Below are 23,042 nucleotides of genomic sequence, written 5' to 3' on the forward strand. Positions count from 1 at the left end.
CGGTTCCCCAACCTATATACAGTCAGGTATCGCAGTCTAGTTAAGACAGACATGTACGACAGCGCGCGTCAGAGGGTCTAGACAAAGAGGACGGTAGCGACTTGATGCTACATGCAGGAGGCATCTGAATGCGTTCGTTGGATCTTGCGTCGTTGCTTGCCGCCGGGTCGGCCGGCGGGCCGAGTTGTCTCACGTCGACCACGGCGCTGGAGCCGGCGGGCGGTCGGCACACGTCGGTGGCGCCGGCCAAGTTCGCCGCGCGGGGCAAGAGGGGCGGCGTGTACGCGTACGAGCAGCGTTACCTCGGTGACGAGAGTCGGTACGCGGTGGTGATCGACTCGAAGCAGTCGCAGCTTAACCGGGCTGAGGTGGCGTTGGCTCAGGCCGTTGAGGACCGGCATCCTCTGCTGTCGCGGGTGCCGCATGTGCGGGTCAGTTACGAGCGGGACGGGGCGGTCGAGCACTATTTCGATCTCACGCTGCCGCACCGGGTGTTCGACGGGCACATCCGGGCCGGCGCGATCGACGGGCAGCCGACCACGCAGACGGAGGCGTACCGGGCGGTCCGGGACGCGACCCCCGCCAATGCTCGGGCCCTTTTGGAGACGAGTCCGGTGACGCTGGTTTTCGGTGGCTGGGATTCGAGTCGGCGCAGCCGTCAGGGGCGGTGGCGCAGTGCGCTGGTCGGGGAGATTGTGGGCTTCGTCGCGGCGAGCCGCGACCAGGCCGGTGTGCTGGTGGAGCCCACGCCGGCCCTGCGGGGCGGCGCACGGGTCGATCCGGTCGGTATGCAGATCAACCTCAACAAGAAGGCGATGACCGAGACGGCCACCCGGCAACAGGCGGAGCTGAGCCCGGCGACCTACGGCGACATCGTCAAGGCCGCCAACGGGATCAAGCCCGGCGATGCGAAGTCGGCGTCCGCGCTCGGCCTGGGCGGTATCCCGCCGACGCTCGACCAGTTGGCCGGCGTCGCCTGCGACACCATCATCCGTACCCATGTGCTGTCCTTCGCCACGCTGCGCCAGATGCGGTTCGGGGCTGGTGTCGAGGGGGATGCCGCGTGTCGGGCGCTGTTGGCCGCGTTGGCGCTCAACGCGCTGGCCCGCTCCGATGCCGAGCTGTACCTGCGGGCGAACTGCGACCTGGTCGAGGCGGAGATGCCGAAGGTCCGGCTCGATCAGCGGGGCGGCGCGTTTCTGGACGTCGAGCCGCTCAGCATCGACGCTGCTGACCTGCTGCTGAGTGAGGCGCTCGCGCACGCCGAGAAGGCCGCCGACGTCAAGTGGTCGGGCCTGGCAATGCGGGTCACCGGCAACCCGGACATCGTCTCCGGTGTGGTCGAGACGGACGACAACTCGTGAGCTTCGCGATCGTCGCCGAACCTCTCCTCGGCGTCTACAAGGGGCAGGTGGGCAGCGGTCAGCTCGACCCACTGCCGTCGCCGGCCCGGCTGCACGCCGCGCTGGTCTGTGCGGCGGCGCAGGGTGTGCGGGCGGTCGCCGACGGGGACGGGCTGCGGCCGTGCGACGCCGATCGTGACGCGTTGCGCTGGCTGGAGGCGCACCCGCCGGACGGCATCGCCGTACCGGAGACGCTGCCCAACGGCGGCGCCGCGACGGCGTACCGGAAAGAAGGGCTGGTGGTCAAGGAGGGCCGTAGCCCTTTGTCGGAGAAGTTGGTCGGTAAGCCGGCGGTGACCGGTGTCGCGGTGGCCGGGCGGTTCGCGTGGACGTGGGAGCAGGATCCGCCCGAGCCGGTGGCCGCCGCGCTGGGGGCGCTCTGCCCTGAGGTGCCGTACCTGGGGACCAGCGAGTCGCCGGTGCGGCTCGCGGTGGCCGCCGCCGACCCGACCCACCGTCTTGATCGGGACGCCGACCTGTTCACCGGGGAGGGCTTGGACCTCACGGTGGCCACCTGCGGTCGGGTGGACGCGCTGGAGGCGGCGCACCGCGAGACGTCGGTCGCGCCGTTGTTGCGGGCCGACGCACATCGGTCGAGTGAGAAGACCACCGCGCCGCCGGTGGTGACGGCAGGTCTGGAACTCGGCCGGTACGCCCGGCCGGAACCGCCGCCACCGCCGCCGACGCCGTGGACGTCGGTGCTGCTATTCCAGGTCGACCGGCCGATCCCGCCGCAGCTGCGGGTGCAGTACGCGGTCGGCGTGCATCGCGCGCTCGTCAAGCTGGTCGGCTACGGCGCACCCGCGGTCCTGACCGGCGACTACGAGAAGGGTGTGCCTCGGCCCAGCAACCGCTGTGCGATCCAGTTCCTCGGCCCCGACGCGCCACACGTCGGCGGTACCGCGCTGGCGTTGCTGCTGCCCCGGGAGGCCAGCGACATCGACCTCACCCTGATCCGGATGGCGGTGCAGCGGCTGCGGCACGTCAAGGTCGCGGCTGGTCCGTTCGGAGTCAAGCCGCCGGTGGAAGTCCCGGCCGATTCGTTCTGGCCGGAGCCGGCCGCCGGCACCGAGCGGTGGTGGCAGACCGAGCCGGTCGCCGTGCCCGACAGCCGGCCGCCGCGCGGCGGCCGCTGGTCCCTCGCCGACGCCGCCGCGCTGTCGGTCGCGCTCGTTTGGCGGCACGAATTCTCCGTGCCAGGTCGGGGCGACGCACGCTACCGCGCGCTGGCGGCGGCCGCCGCCGGGCGCGGGGTCCGGGTCGAGTCGGCGGTACGGCTGATGGACGGGGACGTCGGCCGCTACGTGCACAAGGTGAACCGGAACACGGTGATCCAGCCGTACCGGGCGGTGCTGAGCCTCGGTAACTTGGCCGGCCCTCGGACGATCGCCGCCATCGGGCAGAGCCGGCACCTAGGCGGCGGTCTGCTCGTGCCGAGAGACCTGCCGTCCGACATGGTGCGGAGGTGGGCCCGGTGAGCGTCGACCGCGCTGACTTCGGCGCCTTCTTCGCTTCAGCCCGTGGTGGACACCGGCCGTTCCAGTGGCAGGAGCGGTTGCTCGACCACATTCTGCGTACCGGCCGGTGGCCGGACCAGCTCGTCGCCCCAACTGGGGCGGGCAAGACCAGCGTCGTCGACGTACACGTGTTCGCGGTGGCGCTGATGGCCTCCGGCCACCCGGTCCGGGTGCCGCGCCGGCTGGCCCTCGTGGTGGACCGCCGGGCCCTCGTCGACGACCAGCACGAGCACGCGACATCGATCGCGAAGAAGCTGGCGGAGGCCCGGGGCGGCAGGACTGTCCTCGCCCGGACGGCCGACGCGCTGGACTCGCTGCGCGCCGGGCGCAGGGAACCGGGTTCCCGTCCGCTGTCGACCGCGCTGCTGCGGGGTGGTGCGCCGCCGTCCCGGCACTGGTTGGACGACCCGCTCGGCTGCGCCGTGCTCTGCGCCACGCCCGACATGTGGGGCTCGCGGCTGCTGCTGTCCGGCTACGGGTCGCGGGCGCAGGCATGGCCCCGTGAGGCCGGTTTGCTCGCATACGACACGGTCGCGGTCGTTGACGAGGCGCACCTGTCCCAGCAGCTGGTGACCACGGCCCGCCGGGTCAGCGAGCTGGCCACGGTGGCCGAGGAGCCGCTCGGTGTGCCGGTCCTCCAGGTCGTCGAGACCACCGCCACGCCCCGCGCCGACGCCGGAGTGGCGGTCGGCGTCGAACCCGGCGACCTGGACGTGGACGAGGCGCTACGGCAGCGGCTGACCGCACCGAAGCCCGTAACCCTGCTGCCCCTCGCGTCCTGGCCGATCCCGCACAGCGGCCCGGCGCGGAAGGCGGGCGCCATGGTGTTGGCGGACGAGGCGGTGCGGCTCCGCGAAGCGTACGGCCCGACGGTCGGCTGCTTCGTCAACACTGTCCCGGTCGCCGCCGCCGTCGCCGAGGAACTGCGGGCGCGGGGTATGAAGACGGAGCTGGTCTGCGGCCGGCTGCGGCCCCACGACGTGTCCCGTTTACGGCCGCCGATGTCAACGCTGCTCAGCATCACCGGCGACCGCGAGGTCGATGTCCTGGTGAGCACGCAGAGCCTGGAGGTCGGGGTGGACCTCGACCTGGCCGCCGCGGTGACGGAGCTGGCGCCCGGCGGGGCCATCGCCCAGCGGGCCGGCCGGGTCAACCGGCTCGGGTCGCGCACGACCGAGGTCACCGTGGTGGTGCCGGCGACGGACCTGCCCGCCGGGGCCCAGTCCGGGCCGTACCAGTGCGACGATCTGGCGGCGGCCCTCACCTGGCTGAAGCGGCAGTCCACCGATCCGGCCGGTTTGGCTCCGTGGGCACTGCGTGAGCCCCGGCCGCCGGCGCCCGCACTGAGGCGGGACCTACTCCAACGACTGGAACTGGCCCAGGCGTGGCACCTCGCCCGCACCAGCGACGACCTCGCCGCCGACCAGGACGACCTCGACCTCTGGCTTTCCGACAACCTCGACGCGCCCGACCACGAGATCGGCCTCGTTGTCCGGCGCGCGCTGCCGGCAGACGAAAACGACGCTGTCTGGTTGATCGAGAAGCTTCCGCCCCGGCAGCACGAGGTGTTTCCGGTCTCGATTCGGCTAGCGGCGAAGATCCTGGAGCGCCTGAAGCCGGGTTCGGTACTGGTCCGCCCCGGCGACGACGCGCCGCGCCCACTGATCGACGACGACCGGCTTCGGCCCGGCGACCAAATCGTCATTGACGACGCCACCGAGCTGTTCACCGCCGAAGTCGTCGACCCAGACGGCAACGACCGGGTCGACGATGTGCTCGACGCACCCGGTGAACCGGGGCCGGGAGAGGTCGTGCTCCGCATCGAGCGGGACACTGCCGCGCACCGCCGATTCCTCGACGCCGTCGCTGCCGCCTCCGAACAGGCTGAACCTGACCCGGTGGAAGTCGCCCGGCTGCTCCGTGTGCATCGCGAGGAGCTGGCGCCGCGCCCGATGGTGGTCGCGGCGGCCGGCCTGCTCGACCGGCCAGCCGACGGGCCAGTCGAGGCCGAGGTGACCCTGGACTGGCACGATTCGCACGACGATCAGCCGGAACTCGTCCGGCTGATCGTCGTCGACCTTCGCACGGCGACCATCGACGCGGAGTTGCGGCAGACGTGGACCCCGCGCCGCAAGCCCGTCGCGCTCCGCCGGCACGCAGAAGCCGTAGCGGAACGAACCGAGACCGTCGCCACCCGCCTCGGCCTCGACACCGCGCTAGTGGAGGCGCTGCGCCTCGCCGGCCTGCACCACGACGACGGGAAGGCAGACGACCGGTTCCAACGTTCGCTGCGCGCCGGCCCAGCCCCCGAGGAGCCGCTGGCCAAGAGCGGAGTACGGGACCCTCGGACGATCAAACGGCTCCGCGCGGCCTCGGGCCTGCCGACCGGCTGGCGACACGAGCAGCTCTCGGTGGCATACGCCTGGCCCACACTGGCCATGCTCGGAGACCGACGCCGGGAACTGGCGGCCCGGCTAATAGGCACCAGCCACGGGCACGGCCGCCACGGCTTCCCACACACCGGCCAGCAACTGGTGAACAACGCCGACGAGACCATCACCACGCTGTACGACGAGGGCCGGTGGGACGAGCTGATCGAACGTACACACATCCGTTGGGGGGTGTGGGGCTGCGCCTACCTGGAGGCGCTGCTCCGCGCGGCCGACGGCCAGGTCTCCGCGGAGGGATCATGACCGACTTCGTACTCACGACCGCCGAGCCGAAAACCATGCTGTCACACCTGGCGTTGTACGGCCTCGCCGCGATCGTCGAGGACGGCGGGCTGGAAGATGTCCGGCTGTCGTGGACCTCGGGCATGTCATCCCGACCGGTACTCAGCGCGCCGCAAGCCGATCCGGAAACGATCGGCGAGATCGTCCGCCGGCATGCGGCCCAGCACGACACCCCGCAAAGCTGGCCGAGCCGGCGGATCAGCGCAGGCGAGCAGCGAGCGCTGATGAGCCCCCGCATCAGCGTCATCTCCAGCAGCGACGGCTGGCACTCGCTCCAAGAGCGGCGACACGACGTACTCGACCAACTCATGGATGCCCGGGCACTGCTCGACCTCCGACTGGTCGCCGCGCTCGGAGAACCTAGCTACTGGCGAAAGAACCCGCAGGGCCAGCGGCTACAGGACGACGGCGCCAGCCGACTGGAGATGCAGCCCCGTAACCAGGGGTCCGAGTTCGTCGGTAACCGAATCCGGCCACTCGCCGCAGCGGTCGCCGCCAGGACCGCCGCCGCAGTCAGCGACGGACTGCTCGGGCACACCGTCCACGACGAAATCGGCAAAGACCGACCAGACAGCCGTACGCCGACCGGGTTCGCCGCACCGGGCCCGACCGACAACGCGCTGGCCTGGTGCGCGCTCTGGGGCATCTCGCAGTTCCCCATCGCACAACGCAGCACCGGATTCGCCACGACGAGCGGCCACATCGGCCGGGGCACCGCCGGCTATTTCTACGTACCCGTCTGGAACGGCCGCTGGGTAACCGCCCGTACTCGCACAATCCTCGCGAGCGGACAGCTATCCCAGTACGCCGCGGCCGGATTGTCTCCGAGCGACCTCGGGCGCACCTCCGACGACACAGCGTCCCACGGCGAGGTAGCCCGTGAATGGCTGGCGCACCGGGGCGTCACCGCGGTCGTCCGCTTCCCGGTACACCGGTTCGGCAGCGCCAGCGCACCCGAACGCCGCGCCATGCTCGGAGAATTACTCAAGACCGGTCGCCGCTGATGCCCGAGCTGATCCCCATCAGCCTGGTGGCGCACCAGGCGTTCTGCCCACGTCGGGCCTGGCTCGAAGCCATGGGGGGAAAAGACCGACACCCACTAGGTGGAGATCGGCACGCAAGCTCACACGCCAGCCGACGACCCGACCGGGTCACGCGCTCGCCGCTACCGGGCAGTCGACGTGATCAGCCACGACCTCGGCGTGACCGGACGCTGCGACACCGTCGAACTCGACGAGAACGCCGCGATGACGATCGTGGAACACAAGGCCACCCCGGTCCGTCACCGCCCCGAGGTCACCGAACCGATGCGGATCCAGGTCGCCCTCCTGGCCGGAGCCCTGGCCGACATGGGCTACCCGGTTTCCGGGCAGGCGATCTACTTCACCAACCACCACACCCGGGTAGACGTACCCCTCACCCCGGCGGACAGGGCACTCGCACGGGACATGGTGGCGGCCACCGCCCGTACCCTCGCCGCCGAGCAGGCGCCGCCGCCACTCGAAGACGACCGGCGCTGCTCCCGCTGCTCACACATCTCCGTGTGCCTCCCGGACGAACGTCCCCTCACACTGGTGACCCGCCGGATCGTCGTGGCCGATCCGGACACGCAGGTCCTGCACCTGGCCACACCAGGCTCGCGGGCGTACGTCACACGGGGCCGGATCGAGGTCAGCAAGAGCGGCGAGAAACTCGGCACATTCCCCATCGAACGCGTGCAGGGCGTGGTGGTGCACGGCAACGTCGACCTCTCCGGCGGCCTCATCCGCGAGCTGTTGTGGCGCAGCCTGTCCGTGGTGTGGTGCACCAGCTCGGGGCGAGTCACCGGATGGGCCAGGGCAGCCCAAGGACCCAACGGCGGTCCGCGACTGCTCCAACACGTCGCATCCCAGCACGGGCGCATCGACCTGGCCCGACAGTTCGTGGCCACGAAGGTCGCCAACCAGGCAACACTGCTGCGCCGACACGGCGATGCCCCAACAGCCGTGACACGGCTACGGGAGCTACAGCGGGAAGCCCTCGACTCGCCGTCCTTGACCAACCTCTTCGGCATCGAAGGCGATGCCGCAGCACGCTACTTCGCGCACTTCCTCACCATGCTCCGGCCCAAAGTCGTGGCAACCGAAGGGTTGACCTTCTCGACGCAGACCCGACGCCCCGCCCGCGACCCAATCAACGCCGCGTTGAACTTTCTGCTACGGTCTGCTGACCGCTGACGTCCTGCGGGCCGTCGTCGCCTGCGGACTCGACCCACACGCCGGATTCCTACACAGCAGCGGACGCAACAAGCCAGCACTGGCACTCGACCTGGTCGAGGAGTTCCGGGCCCCAATAGCCGACTCAGTCGTCCTGAACGCATTCAACAACGGCGAGATCCGCACGCGGGACTTCTCGACCGCACTCGGAACGACCCGAATCGGCGAACGCGGCCGCAAGGCCCTCATCACCGGCTACGAACGCCGCGTCACCGGCACCTTTCGGCACCCGATCTTCGGATACGACGTGACCTGGCGACGGGCAATGGAGATCCAAGCTCGCCTCGTTCTGGGAGTGATCGACGGAACGCAGCCCCGGTACCAAGGCATCAAAACCCGATGAACCTTGACGACGTGCGACGCTACCTCATCGCGTACGACATATCCGACGACATCCGCCGAACGAAGGTCGCCAAGAAACTCGAATCATACGGCGACCGCATACAGCACAGCGTGTTCATCGTGAACACCCGGCCAGCAAAGTTCCTACGGCTCCGCACCCAACTCACCGAAATGATCGACGAGGAAAGAGACTCCGTCATCTTCTGCAACCTGGGTACCCTTCGCGAGAACAACCGTCGACCACTCGACGTGATCGGCTGCAGCCGCACCATCACCAACCACGGACCAGCGATCCTCTGAACCACCGGCGAAGCCTGCGTCGTCTCGCCGCCAAGCGCGGACCCGTCGCCAAGGTGTCAGCCCAGCTCACATGCCGGGTAGGTCTGCGTACGCGGCCTTGAGCGCTACTCCGCCTCGCAGGAAGCGCACCCTTCGCAGCAGACCGGTTCAGGTGCAGGTCAGAGCGGCTAAGATTCTGACCCAGTCGCAGCTCCCAGCGGAGCTGCCCTTCATTGAGGCTCGGGCGCGCCGTGCGGCAGCCGGGCCAGCCGGGCCAGCCGGGCCAGGGTCGCAGCTCCCAGCGGAGCTGCCCTTCATTGAGGCGCCCACCACCATGGTCATGGACGTCCTCGCCGGCCGTCGCAGCTCCCAGCGGAGCTGCCCTTCATTGAGGCTTCAAACGTCGTCCACGCCTTACTCTTGGTGCCATACGAGTGTGGTCCCTTCTACGGCCGCCCCTGCGTCCGCGCTGCTGGTGACACGAGGGCTAGCAGATCCGGCCATGATCAGGGAATCATCCACAAGCACCGGAGCTATCCACAGCGCAGGACCGGCGCTGGCGAGCGGTAGGGCCCGCGGCGAACCTGAACAGGTCGACGAGGTCACCGCTCGGCTGCTGGCCACGGCCACCCGCAGGTGGAGCAGCCTTGGCCGCAGGCCACCGACAAGCTGGTCCCCGCAGCAACGCCCAGTTGCGGGGACCAGCCCGCGTACAGGCGCCAGCCATCTGGGGGCATCAGGACCTCGTCCGTCGCGTCCCGCGCTCGTCACGCACGTACCGTCAGAGGGTAGACGTGCTGCTGCACGGCGGGCCAGGCAACGGGCAAGTAGTGCCCGGCGGCGGTAGAACCGTCGTGTGGCGAGATCACGCCGGAGTACGGCCACCGACACGGCCGCAACCTGCGGGTCTACCGACACCGTCCCGACTGCTGCGAGCCGTACGGCCGAGGCGCCGAAGACCGCTGCGAGTAACCCGCCCTGGCGCCGCACGGGCAGGCTTGTACGCCATCCCACCTCACCACGAAACGAACATGCGTACGATCACCTGCGTGGAGGCGAGCGTCCGGCGGTGGTGCAACGGCATCTGGGGACGACGGCCCCTGAACCACCGGCGAAGCCCGCGTCGTCTCGCCGCTAAGCGCGCACCCGTCGCCAGGGTGTCAGTCCAGCTCACACGCCGGGTAGGTCTGCGGGTACGCGGCCTTGAGCGCTACTCCGCCTCGCAGGGAGCGCACCCTTCGCAGCAGACCGGTTCAGGTGCAGATCAGAGCGGCTAAGATTCTGACCCAGCCGCAGCTCCCAGCGGAGCTGCCCTTCATTGAGGGAGTCTGTGGGCAAACGCTGTGCCTGAAAGCGTGCCCGTAGAAGCCGCAGCTCCCAGCGGAGCTGCCCTTCATTGAGGCGGGGTGTGGCAGCGATCGCAGTGCCAGCTCAGCATGTTGGCCGCAGCTCCCAGCGGAGCTGCCCTTCATTGAGGCATCGCGCGGGCAAGCCACGCGCTATCGGTCATGTGCCGCAGCTCCCAGGGGAGCTGCCCTTCATTGAGGCGCGGAGCGTGTCACAGCGTGGCGTGAACGCCACGTCAGCGTCGATCTCCGCCACCACACCATGGTGTCGGCTCGGCGTGCTGGCGATCTCAGTCGGCCGGCGGTGTCGAGTGCTGACCCGATGGCGCAGGTGCGGTGCCGAAGATGGCTTCAGTGGCGGCTTGCGCGAGAGTGGCCTGGGCGGCGGCGGGCAGCCCGAGCCGGTTCCAGTGGAAGATCACGTGTAGGGCGACCACGGCACGGAGACCCCGGGTGAGCTGGCCGGTTTCGCGTTGGCGTCGGAGTTCCATACCGGCTTCGGTGAACGCGGCGTGCCAGCCGTCGGTGGTTCGGGCGGTGCCAGTGAGCAGGTGGCTGACGTTGTTGGTGAAGCCTTCCCAGGTGCGGGTGTCGGGGGTGGGCGGCAGGTGTTCGGCGCGGTGCTGGACGACTCGTGCCCAGATGTCGCCTTGTTCGTTGAGGTCGAGCGCCGCTGCGCGCATGAGTGCGGTGCACCGGATGAGCGAGCGTTCCCGGCTGTCGGTGGGGTGCTGGTGGAGGTAGTGGAGGAGGTGGCGGCTGTCGTGGTGGAACAGGGTGTGCGAGGCGGTCATGGCGTCGATGCCGCCGAAGGCGTACGTCTCGGGTTCGTAGATGTCGCCAGTCCAGCTCACTCCATCGGTGATTAGCTCGTGTGCCCGCTCTCGGCTGCGCTGCTGGTCGGTGGGTAGGTAGCGGACGCGCCAGGCACCTTTGCGGATGAACCACCATGAGGTGATCAGCCCGGCGGCCTGCGCGGCGGGAAGCACCTGGCCGAGGTGGTCGACCGCGCGTTGCTCGCGTTCCTGCGGGTTCTGTCCGGGGTAGCTGATGTTGATCTGTTGCCAGGGCTTGTCGTCCACGGCGGACCCTTTCGTCAGGCGAGCAGGAGGCAGGCGTCCCACGCGGTTGTGGTGGTGGCGACGGCGGCGAGGTCTGAGCCGGTGGTGCCGAGGAGCAGCCCCTCGGGTTCGTCGGTGTCCGGGGTGGCGTGCCGATGGAGGTCCTCGATGGGGGTGAGGGGGGTCGGGGTGAGCGCGTCGGCGGCGATGCGCCGGGCGGTGGCCAGAAGCCCGGCGGTGCCGTGGCACAGGCTTCGGTCTGTGAGTCGCTGGATCTGTGTGGGGTCGGTGATGCAGTCGGCGAAGGCGGCCTCGGCGAGGCGTTGCCGGTTGGTGTCGCGCAGGGCTTGTGCGGCGAGTTGCTGGGCGCGGGCGATGCCGGGGGTGCCGTAGCACCAGGACGGCCGTAGCGGGGTCTGCTGGTCCGGGGCACCCCGGCGTAGGTCGCTGAGGGTAATGGTCTGCGGCCACCACGTCATACCGTCGGTGTCCTGCTGCCAGGTGTCCAGCCATCGGCAGATTCGCCCAATTGCCTCGGCGTGTCCATTGACGGTGACGCCGTCGCTCAGGGTGAGGGCGAGCAATGCCAGCGGGCCGGTGATGCCGTGGGCCATCCCGAGGTTCGCGTGGCCGCCAGTCGGCGGCGGCTGGTTGCGTTCGGGTCCGTTGCAGCACCACCAGCCGGGGAGGGAGCCTCGCGGTTTGGTGAGCCGGACGAGGTAGTCCAGGACGTGACGGAGCAGGTCGTGATCGCCGAGCCGGCGCAGTGTGACGCCGAGGCCGGTCAGTCCGCGGATCAGGTCGTACTCGGTGAAGTGTGGCTGCTCGTCGCGGTCGATGCGGCGGTGGGCGGTGTCGAGCCGATGGCGGGTCACCGTGGCGGTGCCCTCGGCGGTGATCGCTCTGGCTTGCGCGAGCCCCGGCTGGTCGGTGGCGGCGAGGACGAACGCGAGCGCGGGGCCACCGTAGAAGAGGCTTGCGCCGCTCGCGATGCTGACGCCACCGGCGGTGGCTTGGCGCAGCGCCTTGAACGCTGCTGGCCAGTTGCCGGTCTCCAGGTGCAGCAGGGCTACACCGGCTGCGCCGTCGGCGAGGGACTGTCCGGCGTTCATGTCGTTTGCCGGGCGCGCTTGGAGTGGGCGATGGTGCGGGCCAGCCGCAGACAGTGCTGTTCAGAGGCGGTGTCGACGCCGATAGTCCGGGTGTGGTGTAGGTGTAGCAGGTCGCCGAGAACCTGGTCGGGGTCGAGCCCGTCCTCCTCGACCAAGGTCCGGTAGGCGGCCAACGTTGCGGCCAGGTGCTCGTCGCGGAACGGCCTCTGGGCGAGGTCGAGCTGTGTCGGGTCCAACCGGGGGCCAGTGAGCCGGGGGACGTGGGCGGCCAGCCAACGCAGGCCGTCGCCGGTGAACCCGTCGGCTATAGCGATCATGCCGGCGGCGGTGGTGGCCTGCCGGTCGCCGGCCAGCTGGCGCAGCGCGGCGCGGGAGTCGGCGGCGAACACCGCTTCGGCAGCGGCGAGGGTCGCCCCGGCGCCGTGGCGGGTTTCGGGCCGGTAGGGGTGCAGGTTGTAGTCGTGCAGGACCGCGCGATCGTGGAGGTTGCCTACCCAGGCGGCGAGGTCGCGGGCGGTGTCGGCGAACCGGTCAACGTCCGCGAGCGGGATTCGCAGCCGCAGGTGGGGTTCGGGGTCGGGGTAGCGCACGAACCACCAGCCGGCCGGTAGGTAGTCGGCGGGTTGGCCGGCGAGGTCGGTCAGGATGGCGTCGAGCCGGCCGTACAGGCGTGCCTCCAGCCACCGCGAACAGCCTGGCCAGTGCTGGAGCGCGTTGACGGGTCGGGCGAGTCGAGCTGGCCGCGTGGCCGGCATCGAATGAGTGAGGGTGAGCAGAAGTTCGGCGGGTCGGTTGTCGATCCAGCCCGCCGGGCCGGGCGCCTCGACGATCACGGTGTGGGCGTGCCGATCGAGGTGCTCGCGCAGGAGTGCCAGGTGCGCGTGGTTGTCCAGGTCCAGACGCAGCCGTACGTCATCGCCGCCGAGGAGGACATGCTGCGGGAGATGCCGCTGGTGGTGGTGCCGCTGCCAGGCGCCGCGCCACTGCGACCAGCCGGTGCTCCGGCCGGGCAGGGCAGTGCGCTCGATGACCCAGCGGGCCGGGTGCACGATGGTGCGTCCGCGCCGCAGGCGGGGCAGGAACGGCAGACCGGCCGCGTGGCCCCACTCGAACCGGCTGCACGGCGCACTCCACGCGGTCCAGATCTCGGCAAGGAACCGCATCAGCGGTTGCTGCAGGGACGGCAGCAGCACGCTGTTGCACAACAGCGGCTCGACGGGCTGGCCGGTGCTCTCCGACACCAGCCACAACCGCTCGCCGTCGCCGGTCACCGCCAGTTCCTCCACCGTCCACGGCGGGGCCGGGTGAAAGTCGCCGAGTGGAAGCATGGGCAGCAGCTCGGGCGTGCGGGCCACCGCTGTGAGGCGGGCATCCAGCGGAGGGCCGGACAGTTGCACGGTGGCCGCCCCTGGGTTGGGCGGTTGGCAACTCTTGGTAGACCCGCTGGAACGAGGAGAACTCGGCCGGGGGCAGAAGGTGCAGGAACCGGGCGGCGGAGACCCCGGCGTGCCGTGACCCGCTGAGCACCGTCAGGGTGAACGCGCCCCGGTCCAGATCCCCCAGCGTGTCGGCGGCGAGGGTGAACCGTAGTTCGGTGTGCGGGACCGGTGGCCGGTCGTCATCGGCGCGCAGCCGTTCGATCAGCGCGTCGTCGAGGACCACTTCGGCGCACCCGTCCAGCGCGGACTGCTGCGCTAGCTGCCCGAGCAGCTGATCCCGGCCGGTGAATGCCGTCGGGGCGCGGCGGGTTGATCCCCGGTAGCCGGCCGGGAACCCCAGCACGTTCAGCACGTCGCGGACCGGCACGGCCGTTCCTGGTCCCCACCGCTCGATGAACGCGCGGTGGTATTCGCCCCATCCAGGCTGTGGCGGCGCCACTGCCACCAGGGTCGCCGCTGCTCGGCCCGCTTCGCGTAGCACCGCCGGGGGAAGCGTCACCGCGACGTCGGCGCGCAGGTCGACCGCGATCCGATGACCGGGTTGCGGTAGGGCGTAGTGGTCCGCCGCGTGCGTGGCTGGATCGGTGACCGTCATTGCGGGCCGCAGCGCCGACAGCAGCACCCCGACCTGTACCAGGTCGGCCAGCAGCCGCTCGGCGGTGGCCACGTCGGCGGGACCGGCGATCTTCGCGGCGAGGTCGGCGAACCCGACCGGCGACCGTGCCGTCTTGATCGCGGCCTCGACGGGGCCGGTCAGGCGGATCTCCACGTCCCACCGCCGGTCGCCCTCGGCGCGGGCACACGGCAGCACCCACCTGCCGTCGCGCTGGAATCCGAGTGAGTTCGTCACCACCTCGACGGTGCGCAGGGTGGCGAGGTCTTGTTCGGCCCGCGCGGTGTGCTCGGCGATGAACTTACCGTCCGGGCGGGCGACCGCGCGGTGGGCCTCGCCTAGGCGGACCGCTGCATGGGCACCGAACTGGATCGGGGCGACCCCGGCGAAGGTGCCGAACGGGGTCGCGCGGGTGGTCCATCGCAGCAGGTACTTGGCCGCTGCCCCTACGAGACGGCATAGTCGCTTCTCCGCGACCGGCTCGCCGGCTACCGCCCGAGCGATCTGCCCGGCCAGCTCGGGCGCTGCTGAGGTGACCGCCGTCGCGAACCGTGGCAGCTTCCATACCGCGTGCAGCCAGGTGCGCCACTGTTCTGGTTCGTCGGATGCCAGGTCGGGCCAGCCGGGCAGGTGGAGATCGTTCGGGTACGCGGCGACTCTAATCAGCGCCGCACCAGGGGTGGGAATCATGCGCACCACCGAGGGGGTCGGCAGGCCCGGCGCCGTGCGACACCGGGCCTGGCGGGGAACGGTCGGTCAGTCGCTGGCGTCGCAGCGGGTCGTGCAGGCGTTGGAGCCCGTGTTGCCCGAGCCGCAGTTGTCGTCGGTACCGGTGGCGTAGCCGTTCGCGGCGGGGCCGGCGTCGACCAGGGTGACGTCCAGGGTGAACTCGGGGACCGTTTCGTTCATGTGCTTGCCTTTCTACGAGGGGTTGAAGGTGAGGACAACGCGGCTGTGTCGTTTGTCCAGCACCGTCCCGGCCGGCAGGTTGCCGTCGGGAGTTCCAGCGGGCAGGACGTGCAGCATCGGCGAGGGGCTGCCGGCGTCCAGCCAGTCGCGCATCTGCGTAACCATCCGTTCGGCCGCCGCGCCTGCGTCGCGGCCGTGCGCGCGGGCGCCCACGTCGAACAGGTCGCCCGTCCACTTCAGCGCCGAGCGGTAGCAGAAACTGCCGTCGTGCAGGGCGGCGGGCGTGCCGTAGCGCCACGCCGGGGTGACGAGACCGGCGTCGATGGCCTCCTGCTGGGCGGTGAGAACCACGAACTGCTGCCCCGCCTCCGTGATGCGGGCCGCGAGCCAGAGATCGAGGTCGGCCAGGATGGTGCGCGGCGGCAGGCTCGCCCCGGCCCATTCCTGCGCCTGTGGTTGCGACAGCAGCGCGCCGACGGCCTCCGGATCGGCCTGCTGCCCGAGTTCGTCCAGCCGTAGGTGCACGCCGGCCGCGATGTCGACGTAGCGCATCTCGTGGGCGCCGGAGCCCCGCATGGACACGAAGCCGCACAGGCGTTGGCTGTGGCTGGTCAGCCGGTCACCGGCGCGGCGCAGCGCCCACGAGCGGGTCATCCCGAACGTGCGCAGCGGTACGACCAGGGTGCCGGTCTCGGCGAGTTGCCCGGTCCACGCCGGGGGGATGTCCCAGGCCCCGACCGTCACGATGATCAGGTCGTAGGAACGGCGGTGGCCGATCAGTTGGTCGGCGTCGGCACAGACGACGGTCACGTCGTCGTAGCCGGCCGCCGCCAGGCACGCCGTGGCCCGGTCGGTCACGTCGCTGTCGATGTCCACTGTCGTGACCGACCCCGCCGGCCCGACCAGCTCGTGCAGTAGCGCCGCGTTGTAGCCGCCGGAGCCGATCTCCAGCACGTGCCGGCCGAGTAGTCCGCCGTCGATGACGTCGGCTGCTTGGCCAAGCATCTCCGCGATCAGCCACGGCGCCGACACCGAGCTGACGGCCTCATCGCCGTGCCGCTTGGTAACCACGGCCTGGTCTGCGCGGTACGCCTCCTCCAGCGGCGCATCCGGGGTGAACAGGTGACGGCGGACGGTGCGCAGTGCCGTCTCCACCTCGGGCCGCATCGCCAGCCCCTTGTCGGCGTGATCTGCGACGAGCTGATCGACCATGGCGGCATGTAGGCCCTCGGCGTTCACCGTGTCGACACTCACTGGTTGCACTCTCCTTTTCGTCTGGACCGCCCGGTTGGATGGCCCGGCCTTCTCGCTGTTCGGATCAGCACCGCGGCTAGCGAGTCGACTCGCCACGTCACGGTTGGTTCGTTTCGGCTGATCCACGTATTGAGCTGAGGTCAGAACAAGGTGTCCGGTGCCGGCGTCGGTGCGAAGTCCGGTAGGGCGGCCACTGCGCACAGGCCGGCTAGAGCGACACCGGCGGGCCACCGGCGGGTGACGAGGCCGCCGAGGAGGATGGCTGCCCCGGTGGCATCCCACAGGGCTCGGTGTGGCTGGCCGTCGGGCACCGCCCGGGTCACTGTGGCGGTGAGGTCGAGGTGTTCGAGCAGCCTGGTGAGGCTGTTCCCGCCAGCGTCGATGCGGTAGGCGCGGGCGAGGCGCAGTGTGTCGATGAGCCCGGCCGGTGCGATCGAGGGGCACCGTCGGTGCAGCAGGCGCCAGTCGACGCCGATGTTGTGCCCGACGAGCCACCGGCCGCTAATGCGATCGGCCAGCTCAGGCTCGATCGCGGTGAGCGGCCGGGCGTGGCTGAGTACATCGTTGCTCAGTCCAGGCGGGATCCAGGGGCGTACGGGGATGGGGCGGCCTGGATTGACCAGGGTGGCGTACGCCTCGGCGGCGACCGGCTGGCCGGCGGCAAGCGGGACGAGCGCGATCTCCAGGATGGCCTCGTGGTCGCGGTCCTGGGCGCCGCTGCCTTCCAGGTCTAGGGCGACGAGGTCGGCTTGGTGCCAGGGGGCGTCGGTTCCGGTCACGGGTCCGTCCTGCCGGGTGTGGGGGTCAGTCGTCTTCATACCGCGCCTCCTGCTCGAACTGCTGGCGCACCGCCGTGAACGCTTCCACCTGGGCGGCGTCGGTGCCGTGCCCGGTGAGGGACCGACCGTGGGCGTGTAGGTGGTGGGGCTGGTCGAGTTCCCAGATCTGGTAGCGCAGGCCGTGTTGGATGGCGTAGCGGCGCTGCTCGCCGAGGCCGTGGGTCCATACGTGGCCGTCTTCGATGGCGTACTGCGTCTGGTAGCCAAGCTGGCCGAGGATGCGGTCCATGCTGGCCGGCGTCGGTTGGATGTGGTCGTCGGCGCAGCGCTGCTGCTGGGCGGCGGGGCAGATGTCGCACAGCTCCCGCACGCCCCAGTGGCCGTTGTAGTCGGGCGCCTCGTGGGCGTAGGCGACGCCGCAGCTCGTCTTGCGGAACAGCGGTGTGGCGATGCCGGAGGCACGCCAGGCAGCGACCACGGCGGCGTCGAGGTCGGCGGGCATGGTCTTACGACGGTGGTAGTCCTCCCCGAACGGCACGGGCACGCCGAGGCCGCGCAGGTAGTTGGCGTTCTCGGGCTTGTGGTAGTAGCCGGTGAACACGATCGCGTCGGCGTCGCGGCCGACGTCGAGGACGTGAGCCATGGTGTCGGGGGCATCGTTCCAGCCGGGCACGATCGGCCGCCAGTACAACACCACCCCGGTACGGCGCTTGTGCGCGGCGGCGGTGCGGATCGACGTCACGGTGATCTCGCTCTTGGAGATCGGCTCGACCCGCGTGTCGGTGATCCCGGAGTAGGTGAACAGCAGCGTGACCCGCAGGTGCTGCAACCGCTCCAGCGCGGCCATGTCCGCCTCGGTGACCTTGAACCGGGTGATCAGCAGGACGTGGTTGGTGAAGCCGCTCGCGTCGAGGGCACGAAGCACCTGGAACAGGTGCGGTTTGACGCCGGGCAGGAACGGGTCGGTGGCCTTGTTGAACAGTTGGATTGGGGTGATGTCGGGGCGAAACGCCTCGTGCCCGACGAGCCGGTCGATCGCCTCGTCGGTGGGCATGAGCAGGTGCGGGACTTTGACCTCGAAGTTGCCCCAGAAGTGCCGTACGCAGTAGCCGCACTCCAGTGGGCAGCCGATGATGTGGTTGAGGCTGAGTCCGGACTTGCGGTAACCCACGACCTGCGCCATGTACGGGTCGAGGTCGGCTTGCTGGTCGGCGGGCATGATCGGCAGCAGCCGAGGTCCGGACGTGAAGGTGGGTGCGGCGGTGCTGGTCATCGGGCGCCTCCGTAAGGGGTCGCAGGGGCGAGCAGGTGTGCGGCGCTGGGGCCATACCAGATGTCGAAGTCGCGGGGTACGACCTCGACGGTGTCGGAACTGTGGATCAGGTTGTCGACCAGGCGGCCCTCAGCCATCGCGGTACGCAGGCTGTCGATGCCGAACCGGCCTCGGATGGTGTCGGCTGGTGCGGTGGTCGGGTCGGTGGGGCCGAGTCGCTCACGCAGCCGGGGTGCGGCGTTGGGGCCGCGGGCGAGGGCGAGGCCAGTGGGTTGGCCGACGAAGATGCGCCGCAGCTCGGCGGGGACGTCGCGGCCGAGCTGTGTGGACAGCGGCAACATGTCGGAGTAGTGCGTGAAGATCTGCGCCTCGGTGGGCCACACCGTGCGGATGTCGACCACCTGGACTTCGCGTTGGACCCAGACAAGGACTGATTCGCGCAGGCCACGGGCCAGGCAGTCGGGTTTGAGGAGGATGACGGTCCAGTCCGACCAGCCCACGCCCGGAGGGGTCATGACGGCCACCCGGCGCGGATGGTGGCGGGCATCCGGTCCGGCCAGCGGCGGGCCACCAGCCATCGGTGCCCGGGGTGCAGGGCGGCCACAGCATCGGGGGCGACGGTGCCGTCCGGATTGTGGACGATTTGCCGGTAGACCTCGAACAGCGCGAGAACCTGCTGCCAGTACAGCGGCAGCGGGACGTGGTCCAGGCGCACCGGGTCGAGGCGTCGGGTGTTGGTGCGCAGGCTCTCCTCCCAGGCCATGATCAGGGCGAGGTCGTCGTGGCTGGTAGCCGGCATCGACGGGACCGGGAACCTAGGGCTGGTGGCCGTGCCGGCGGCCTCGGTGAGGATGGCGTCGACGCGGTCCAGGTCGAGCAGGTTGATGTGCATGGAACCGACGTGGTGGGCGTAGGTGCCCACCGGCACGCCGAGGCGGCGGGCCGTGTACTCCTGGAGGAAGGTGAACGAGAACGTGTCACACAGCAGCCCGATCACGGCGTCGTTGCCGCGCATGTAGGCGGTGGCGTGCAGGGCGCCGTCGCGGAGCAGGAACTGCAGGCCGAGGGTGCAGGCCACGTCGGGGTGGGTCGGGTCGGTCAGCTCGTCGGGCCGCATGATGACCATGGCGGCGCGTTTGGTGTTCGGGTCCTCGCGCAGCAGCGACACCACGCGGTCGAACTGGCTGCGCCCGTCCGGGCTGGTCGCGGTGAACAGTCTGGGGCCGTAGGCGGTGCCGGTGAGCCGGCCCTCGATGGCGAGGTCGCGCAGCCGCGGCGCGTAGTAGCCGATCATGCCGACGTCGTCGCGGCCGGTCAGGTACCACAGCGCCTCGGCGTGGTTGAACACGATGTTGGTCCGGCGGGCGGCCAGGTACGGGGTGCGGTCGACCGGGTCGGTGATCGTGAAGCTGCTGTTGATGATCTCCCGGGCCTTCTTGCCACGCCCGTCCGTTTCGTACTGATGGCGGCGGGCGACGGTGCGCAGCATCGCGAGGTACACCTGCTGGAAGGTGTCGTAGGTGGGGCCGTAGACCATGGCTACCTCCGAGGGTTCAGGCTGGTCAGGGTGGTGAAGGCGTTGTCGAGGACGGCGAGTTGCCGGGACAACCGCATCGGCTCGAGGAAGCTCAAACAGGCCGCGATCAGATCGACGTGCTCGGTGCTGCCGGCTATGTGTTGCAGGTGCTCGACCCGCTGCACCACGTCCGCCCCGTCGGCGACGCGCAGCACCGGCGGTACGAATGCCTCCCCGCCGACGAACTCGGCTGGTAGCAGGGGTAAGCAGCCGGCGAGCAGGGCCTCGAACAGTCGGGACGTCATGTGCCCGACCGCGTTGTAGCGCTCGGGCAGTAGCAGCACCGTCGCGAGGGCCTGCCGATGGATGGCCTCGACCTCGTCGAACGGGCATCTGCCGGTGAAGGTGACGTGCGGCCACCGCTCGGTGCGCGGCCACTTACCGGCCACCCGGTGCCCGACCTGCCGCGCGGCCGGGGCAAAGTAGCGGTCGAAGGCGTCGTCACGGTCGTACTGGTTGCCGACGTATACCAGCGACACCGGCCGAGGCCGACCCACCAGCGCGGCAGGGTTGGCGACGTCCAGCGCAGCGTCCGGCACCGGGCACAGCAGCGTCGTAGCGTCCGGGGTCGGGTTCAGGGCGAACTCGCACACCGCCACGTTCGGAAGCCCCCTGACGGGGTCGTCGGCGGAGAGCTGCCGGTCGAGGTCCCAGATCACCGTCGGGGTGCCGCACGCGCGGGTGTAGTACTCCAGCAGCTCGGCCTGCCGGTGCAGATCGCAGGTGTGTCCGGGGGTGCCGCACGGGGTGGTGTTGCGGCCCGGCAGCGGCCAGCGCCACTCCACCATCAACACGTCGAGGTCGGGCAGCCCGCCGAACGTGTACTGGCCGCACAGGTCCAGACCTGCCTCGGCCAGGTCCCGGTTGCGCTGGACGAGCACCACCTCGTGACCGGCGGCGGCTAGCCCATCGATCAGCGGCCGGCGGTACGCCCGCGACCCGTCCGGCGTGTCCACCACCCCAGGGCCGAGGAACCCCCAACAGCTGTACCCGATCCTCATTCCGCCTCCTCGGTCGAGCGCGGGTGCCGCCACATCGGGTACAGCTCCGGCCCCTTCGGCAGCCGGTATCCCAGGCGGGGCAGATAGCCATGCCGGCGGTACAGGGCGCCGTGACGGCTGCTGGTGGCCTCCAGGTATCCGGGGATGCCATCGGCGTCGAGGCGGTTGTGGTGGTGCTCCAGCAGGGCGCTGCCGAGCCCCTGACGTTGCCGGTCCGGGTGCACACCGAGGTGGGCGAGGTAGTGATGCGGCGCGTCGGTGGGGTGGTGTTGGTGCATGATCCGGTCGAGGGCGAGGAACCGGTGCAGGTGCTGGCCGCACGCCAGCGCGAGGCGCGTGGTGTAGTTCGGGATCTCGACGTCGAATCGGTCACCAATCGAATACCAGAGGGCGACGGCGGCGAGGTCGTCGGTGACATCGATCCAACCGGCGGCTTGCGCACTCTCGGCGAGGAGCAGGAAGTACGGCCAGTACACCTTCTCGCGGGTGTCGACTCTGGGGACCAGCCAGGGGCCGAGTTCGCCGTGCAGGAACGCCTCGGTGAGCACGGCGGCCACGGTGTCGGTCTCGGCCGGGGTGGCGCGGCGAATCGTCGGAGCGAACGCGTCCACGGTCGTCACCACCCGCTCGCGGCCGACGCTGGATCCGGCTGGCCGGACGGGGCAGCGGGCTCGGTGGTGACGCTGTTCGCACCGCGCCCGATGCCCGTATACACGTCCGGCTTGGCGGTACGCAGCAGCAGCGCCCACAGCATGCCGAGCACAGCGGCGGCGACGTAGGCGCTGGGGAAGATCCACCGCAGTGGGTCGCCAGGCTCGACGCCGAGCAGGGTGTGGAATTGGCCGATGGTGGCTACGAGGATCCACAGCAGCGCTGTCGCCGCGAGTGCGGGGGCGATCACCCGCCGCCACCCGCTGATGCTGTCGTGGTTCGCCGGTCGGGCGAAGTACGCGATGACCGCGATCGACGTCGCGGTCATCAGGATCAACACACCGAGGCCCCCTACGACGGTGAGCCAGAAGAACAGATGCACGATCGGATCCCAGCCCGCCACCGCGTACACGACGAGCACTGATGCGGCCAGCGTGGACTGCACGAGTGAACCGACCTTCGGGGCGCGGGTGCGGATACTGGTCCGACCCAACACCGCAGGCAGGACTCGCTCCCGGCCGAGAGCGAACAGGTACCGGGCCACCGTGTGGTGAAACGCCAGCAGCGCGGCGAACAGACTCGTCACGAACAACGCCTGTCCGAGCCCGACTACGAAGGAGCCGACATACGGGGCGGCCAGGGTGAAGATCAGATCGGTGCCGTCGGCCCTCGCCGCCTCGACAATGTGTTCCGGCCCGGTGGCCACGGACATCGCCCACGCGCAGAAGGCGTAGAGCAGGCCGATGATGGCAACAGCCCGGTAGGTGGCCTTGGCGACGGTGCGCTGCGGGTCCTTGGACTCCTCACTGAACACGGCGGTGCCTTCGAACCCGACGAACCCGGCCACGGCCGTCACCAGGGCCGCACCGATCCCGGCGCCGATGAGGTGGGACGGCACGAGGGTGTCGATAGTGACCCTGCCGTCGGCGGGGTGGGTAAGGTGCACCACGGCGAACAGGGCCGCGGCGGCGATCTCGACCAGCAGGACCACCGCCAAGACGCGGCCATTGAAGTCGATGCGCCGCACCCCGAGGACCGCGATCACGGCCCACGCGGCAAACGCGCACACCACCCACGGCACCGGCCAGCCCAGCCAGTCCTGAAGCCGTCCGGCGAGAACGGCACCGAACCCGCCATACAGGCCGATCTGCATCGTGGCGTAGGCCACCACCGCGACGAACGACGCCCCGACACCAGGCACCCTGCCCAAACCACGGGACACGTAGCTGTAGAACGCCCCGGAATTGACCACCCGACGAGACATGGCCACGTAACCCACCGAGAACAACCCCAGAGCCACCGCCACCGCCAGGTAGGCGACCGGGATACCAGTTACCCCGGTGACGGCGTAGCCGGTGGTCGCACCACCGGCTACCACGGTCAACGGAGCAGCGGCAGCCATCACGATGAACACCACCGGCCACACACCGAGACGGGCACGGGCCAACGTGGCCGAGACATCACTCGCCGGGATCCGGGGACCAGGAACAGACATGGTAC

At 70.1% G+C, this 23,042-nt stretch carries 18 protein-coding genes and 1 pseudogene; 7 read left to right on the forward strand and 12 right to left on the reverse strand.

Annotated features, from left to right (window positions below; translation table 11 throughout):
• Positions 1-128: 128 nt before the first annotated feature.
• The 7 genes from cas7g to cas2 all read left to right on the forward strand — a co-directional run bounded on the left by cas7g (position 129) and on the right by cas2 (position 8,549).
• Positions 129-1,364 carry a type I-G CRISPR-associated RAMP protein Csb1/Cas7g gene (gene cas7g, locus SALPAC6_RS0108600; RefSeq protein WP_018253016.1) on the forward strand — a complete coding sequence of 412 codons (1,236 nt, stop codon included), beginning with the start codon at positions 129-131 and terminating at the stop codon, positions 1,362-1,364.
• Entirely contained in the window at positions 1,361-2,881 is a 1,521-nt protein-coding gene (gene csb2, locus SALPAC6_RS0108605) for a type I-G CRISPR-associated protein Csb2 (protein WP_018253017.1), read from the forward strand. The genes cas7g and csb2 overlap by 4 nt, the downstream gene beginning before the upstream one ends.
• The gene (cas3g, locus tag SALPAC6_RS0108610) at positions 2,869-5,613 is read left to right on the forward strand and encodes a type I-G CRISPR-associated helicase/endonuclease Cas3g (RefSeq protein WP_018253018.1); all 2,745 of its coding nucleotides are present in this window, start codon (positions 2,869-2,871) and stop codon (positions 5,611-5,613) included. Before csb2 ends, cas3g begins: the two co-directional genes overlap by 13 nt.
• The gene (locus tag SALPAC6_RS0108615; protein WP_018253019.1) at positions 5,610-6,656 is read left to right on the forward strand and encodes a hypothetical protein; all 1,047 of its coding nucleotides are present in this window, start codon (positions 5,610-5,612) and stop codon (positions 6,654-6,656) included. The genes cas3g and SALPAC6_RS0108615 overlap by 4 nt, the downstream gene beginning before the upstream one ends.
• Before the next feature lie 99 nt (positions 6,657-6,755).
• The gene (gene cas1 / locus SALPAC6_RS25635; RefSeq protein ID WP_263404711.1) at positions 6,756-7,868 is read left to right on the forward strand and encodes a CRISPR-associated endonuclease Cas1; all 1,113 of its coding nucleotides are present in this window, start codon (positions 6,756-6,758) and stop codon (positions 7,866-7,868) included.
• Positions 7,869-7,872: 4 nt separating this feature from the next.
• On the forward strand, positions 7,873-8,250 hold the full coding sequence (gene cas1 / locus SALPAC6_RS30740; protein WP_263404742.1) for a CRISPR-associated endonuclease Cas1: 378 nt from the start codon (positions 7,873-7,875) through the stop codon (positions 8,248-8,250).
• A complete protein-coding gene (cas2, locus tag SALPAC6_RS0108625) occupies positions 8,247-8,549 on the forward strand; it encodes a CRISPR-associated endonuclease Cas2 (protein WP_018253020.1) in 303 nt (100 codons plus the stop codon). The genes cas1 (SALPAC6_RS30740) and cas2 overlap by 4 nt, the downstream gene beginning before the upstream one ends.
• 1,615 nt (positions 8,550-10,164) lie before the next feature.
• On the opposite strand, the gene SALPAC6_RS0108630 is transcribed toward cas2, so the two are convergent.
• From SALPAC6_RS0108630 to SALPAC6_RS0108685, 12 genes and pseudogenes are all read right to left on the reverse strand, one after another.
• On the reverse strand, positions 10,165-10,956 hold the full coding sequence (locus tag SALPAC6_RS0108630; protein ID WP_018253021.1) for a thiopeptide-type bacteriocin biosynthesis protein: 792 nt from the start codon (positions 10,954-10,956) through the stop codon (positions 10,165-10,167).
• A 14-nt stretch (positions 10,957-10,970) separates the two neighbouring features.
• Entirely contained in the window at positions 10,971-12,047 is a 1,077-nt protein-coding gene (locus tag SALPAC6_RS0108635; protein WP_018253022.1) for a lanthionine synthetase C family protein, read from the reverse strand.
• Positions 12,044-14,789, reverse strand: a pseudogene (locus SALPAC6_RS25640) (lantibiotic dehydratase). The gene SALPAC6_RS0108635 and the pseudogene SALPAC6_RS25640 overlap by 4 nt, the downstream one beginning before the upstream one ends.
• 66 nt (positions 14,790-14,855) lie before the next feature.
• Positions 14,856-15,008 (reverse strand): FxLD family lanthipeptide, encoded by a 153-nt coding sequence (locus tag SALPAC6_RS27500; protein WP_018253023.1) that lies wholly within the window; start codon positions 15,006-15,008, stop codon positions 14,856-14,858.
• A gap of 12 nt (positions 15,009-15,020) precedes the next feature.
• Complete coding sequence (gene fxlM / locus SALPAC6_RS0108650; protein WP_018253024.1) at positions 15,021-16,262, reverse strand: methyltransferase, FxLD system; 1,242 nt, start codon at positions 16,260-16,262, stop codon at positions 15,021-15,023.
• A gap of 140 nt (positions 16,263-16,402) precedes the next feature.
• Positions 16,403-17,080, reverse strand: coding sequence for a 3'-5' exonuclease (locus tag SALPAC6_RS0108655; RefSeq protein ID WP_018253025.1), 678 nt, complete (start codon positions 17,078-17,080; stop codon positions 16,403-16,405).
• A complete protein-coding gene (locus SALPAC6_RS0108660) occupies positions 17,067-18,314 on the reverse strand; it encodes a hypothetical protein (RefSeq protein WP_018253026.1) in 1,248 nt (415 codons plus the stop codon). Before SALPAC6_RS0108660 ends, SALPAC6_RS0108655 begins: the two co-directional genes overlap by 14 nt.
• Positions 18,311-18,892: a nucleoside-diphosphate kinase gene (locus tag SALPAC6_RS0108665; protein ID WP_018253027.1), complete on the reverse strand. Its 582-nt coding sequence runs from the start codon at positions 18,890-18,892 to the stop codon at positions 18,311-18,313. The genes SALPAC6_RS0108660 and SALPAC6_RS0108665 overlap by 4 nt, the downstream gene beginning before the upstream one ends.
• Complete coding sequence (locus tag SALPAC6_RS0108670; protein WP_018253028.1) at positions 18,826-19,851, reverse strand: thymidylate synthase; 1,026 nt, start codon at positions 19,849-19,851, stop codon at positions 18,826-18,828. Before SALPAC6_RS0108670 ends, SALPAC6_RS0108665 begins: the two co-directional genes overlap by 67 nt.
• A 2-nt stretch (positions 19,852-19,853) precedes the next feature.
• Entirely contained in the window at positions 19,854-20,891 is a 1,038-nt protein-coding gene (locus SALPAC6_RS0108675; protein WP_018253029.1) for a CgeB family protein, read from the reverse strand.
• Positions 20,888-21,514 carry a GNAT family N-acetyltransferase gene (locus tag SALPAC6_RS0108680; RefSeq protein WP_018253030.1) on the reverse strand — a complete coding sequence of 209 codons (627 nt, stop codon included), beginning with the start codon at positions 21,512-21,514 and terminating at the stop codon, positions 20,888-20,890. Before SALPAC6_RS0108680 ends, SALPAC6_RS0108675 begins: the two co-directional genes overlap by 4 nt.
• A complete protein-coding gene (locus SALPAC6_RS0108685) occupies positions 21,508-23,037 on the reverse strand; it encodes an APC family permease (protein ID WP_018253031.1) in 1,530 nt (509 codons plus the stop codon). The genes SALPAC6_RS0108680 and SALPAC6_RS0108685 overlap by 7 nt, the downstream gene beginning before the upstream one ends.
• Between the last annotated feature and the right edge of the window lie 5 nt (positions 23,038-23,042).

The organism is Salinispora mooreana (assembly GCF_000379065.1).
In the GTDB taxonomy this organism is placed as follows: Bacteria; Actinomycetota; Actinomycetes; order Mycobacteriales; family Micromonosporaceae; genus Micromonospora; species Micromonospora mooreana.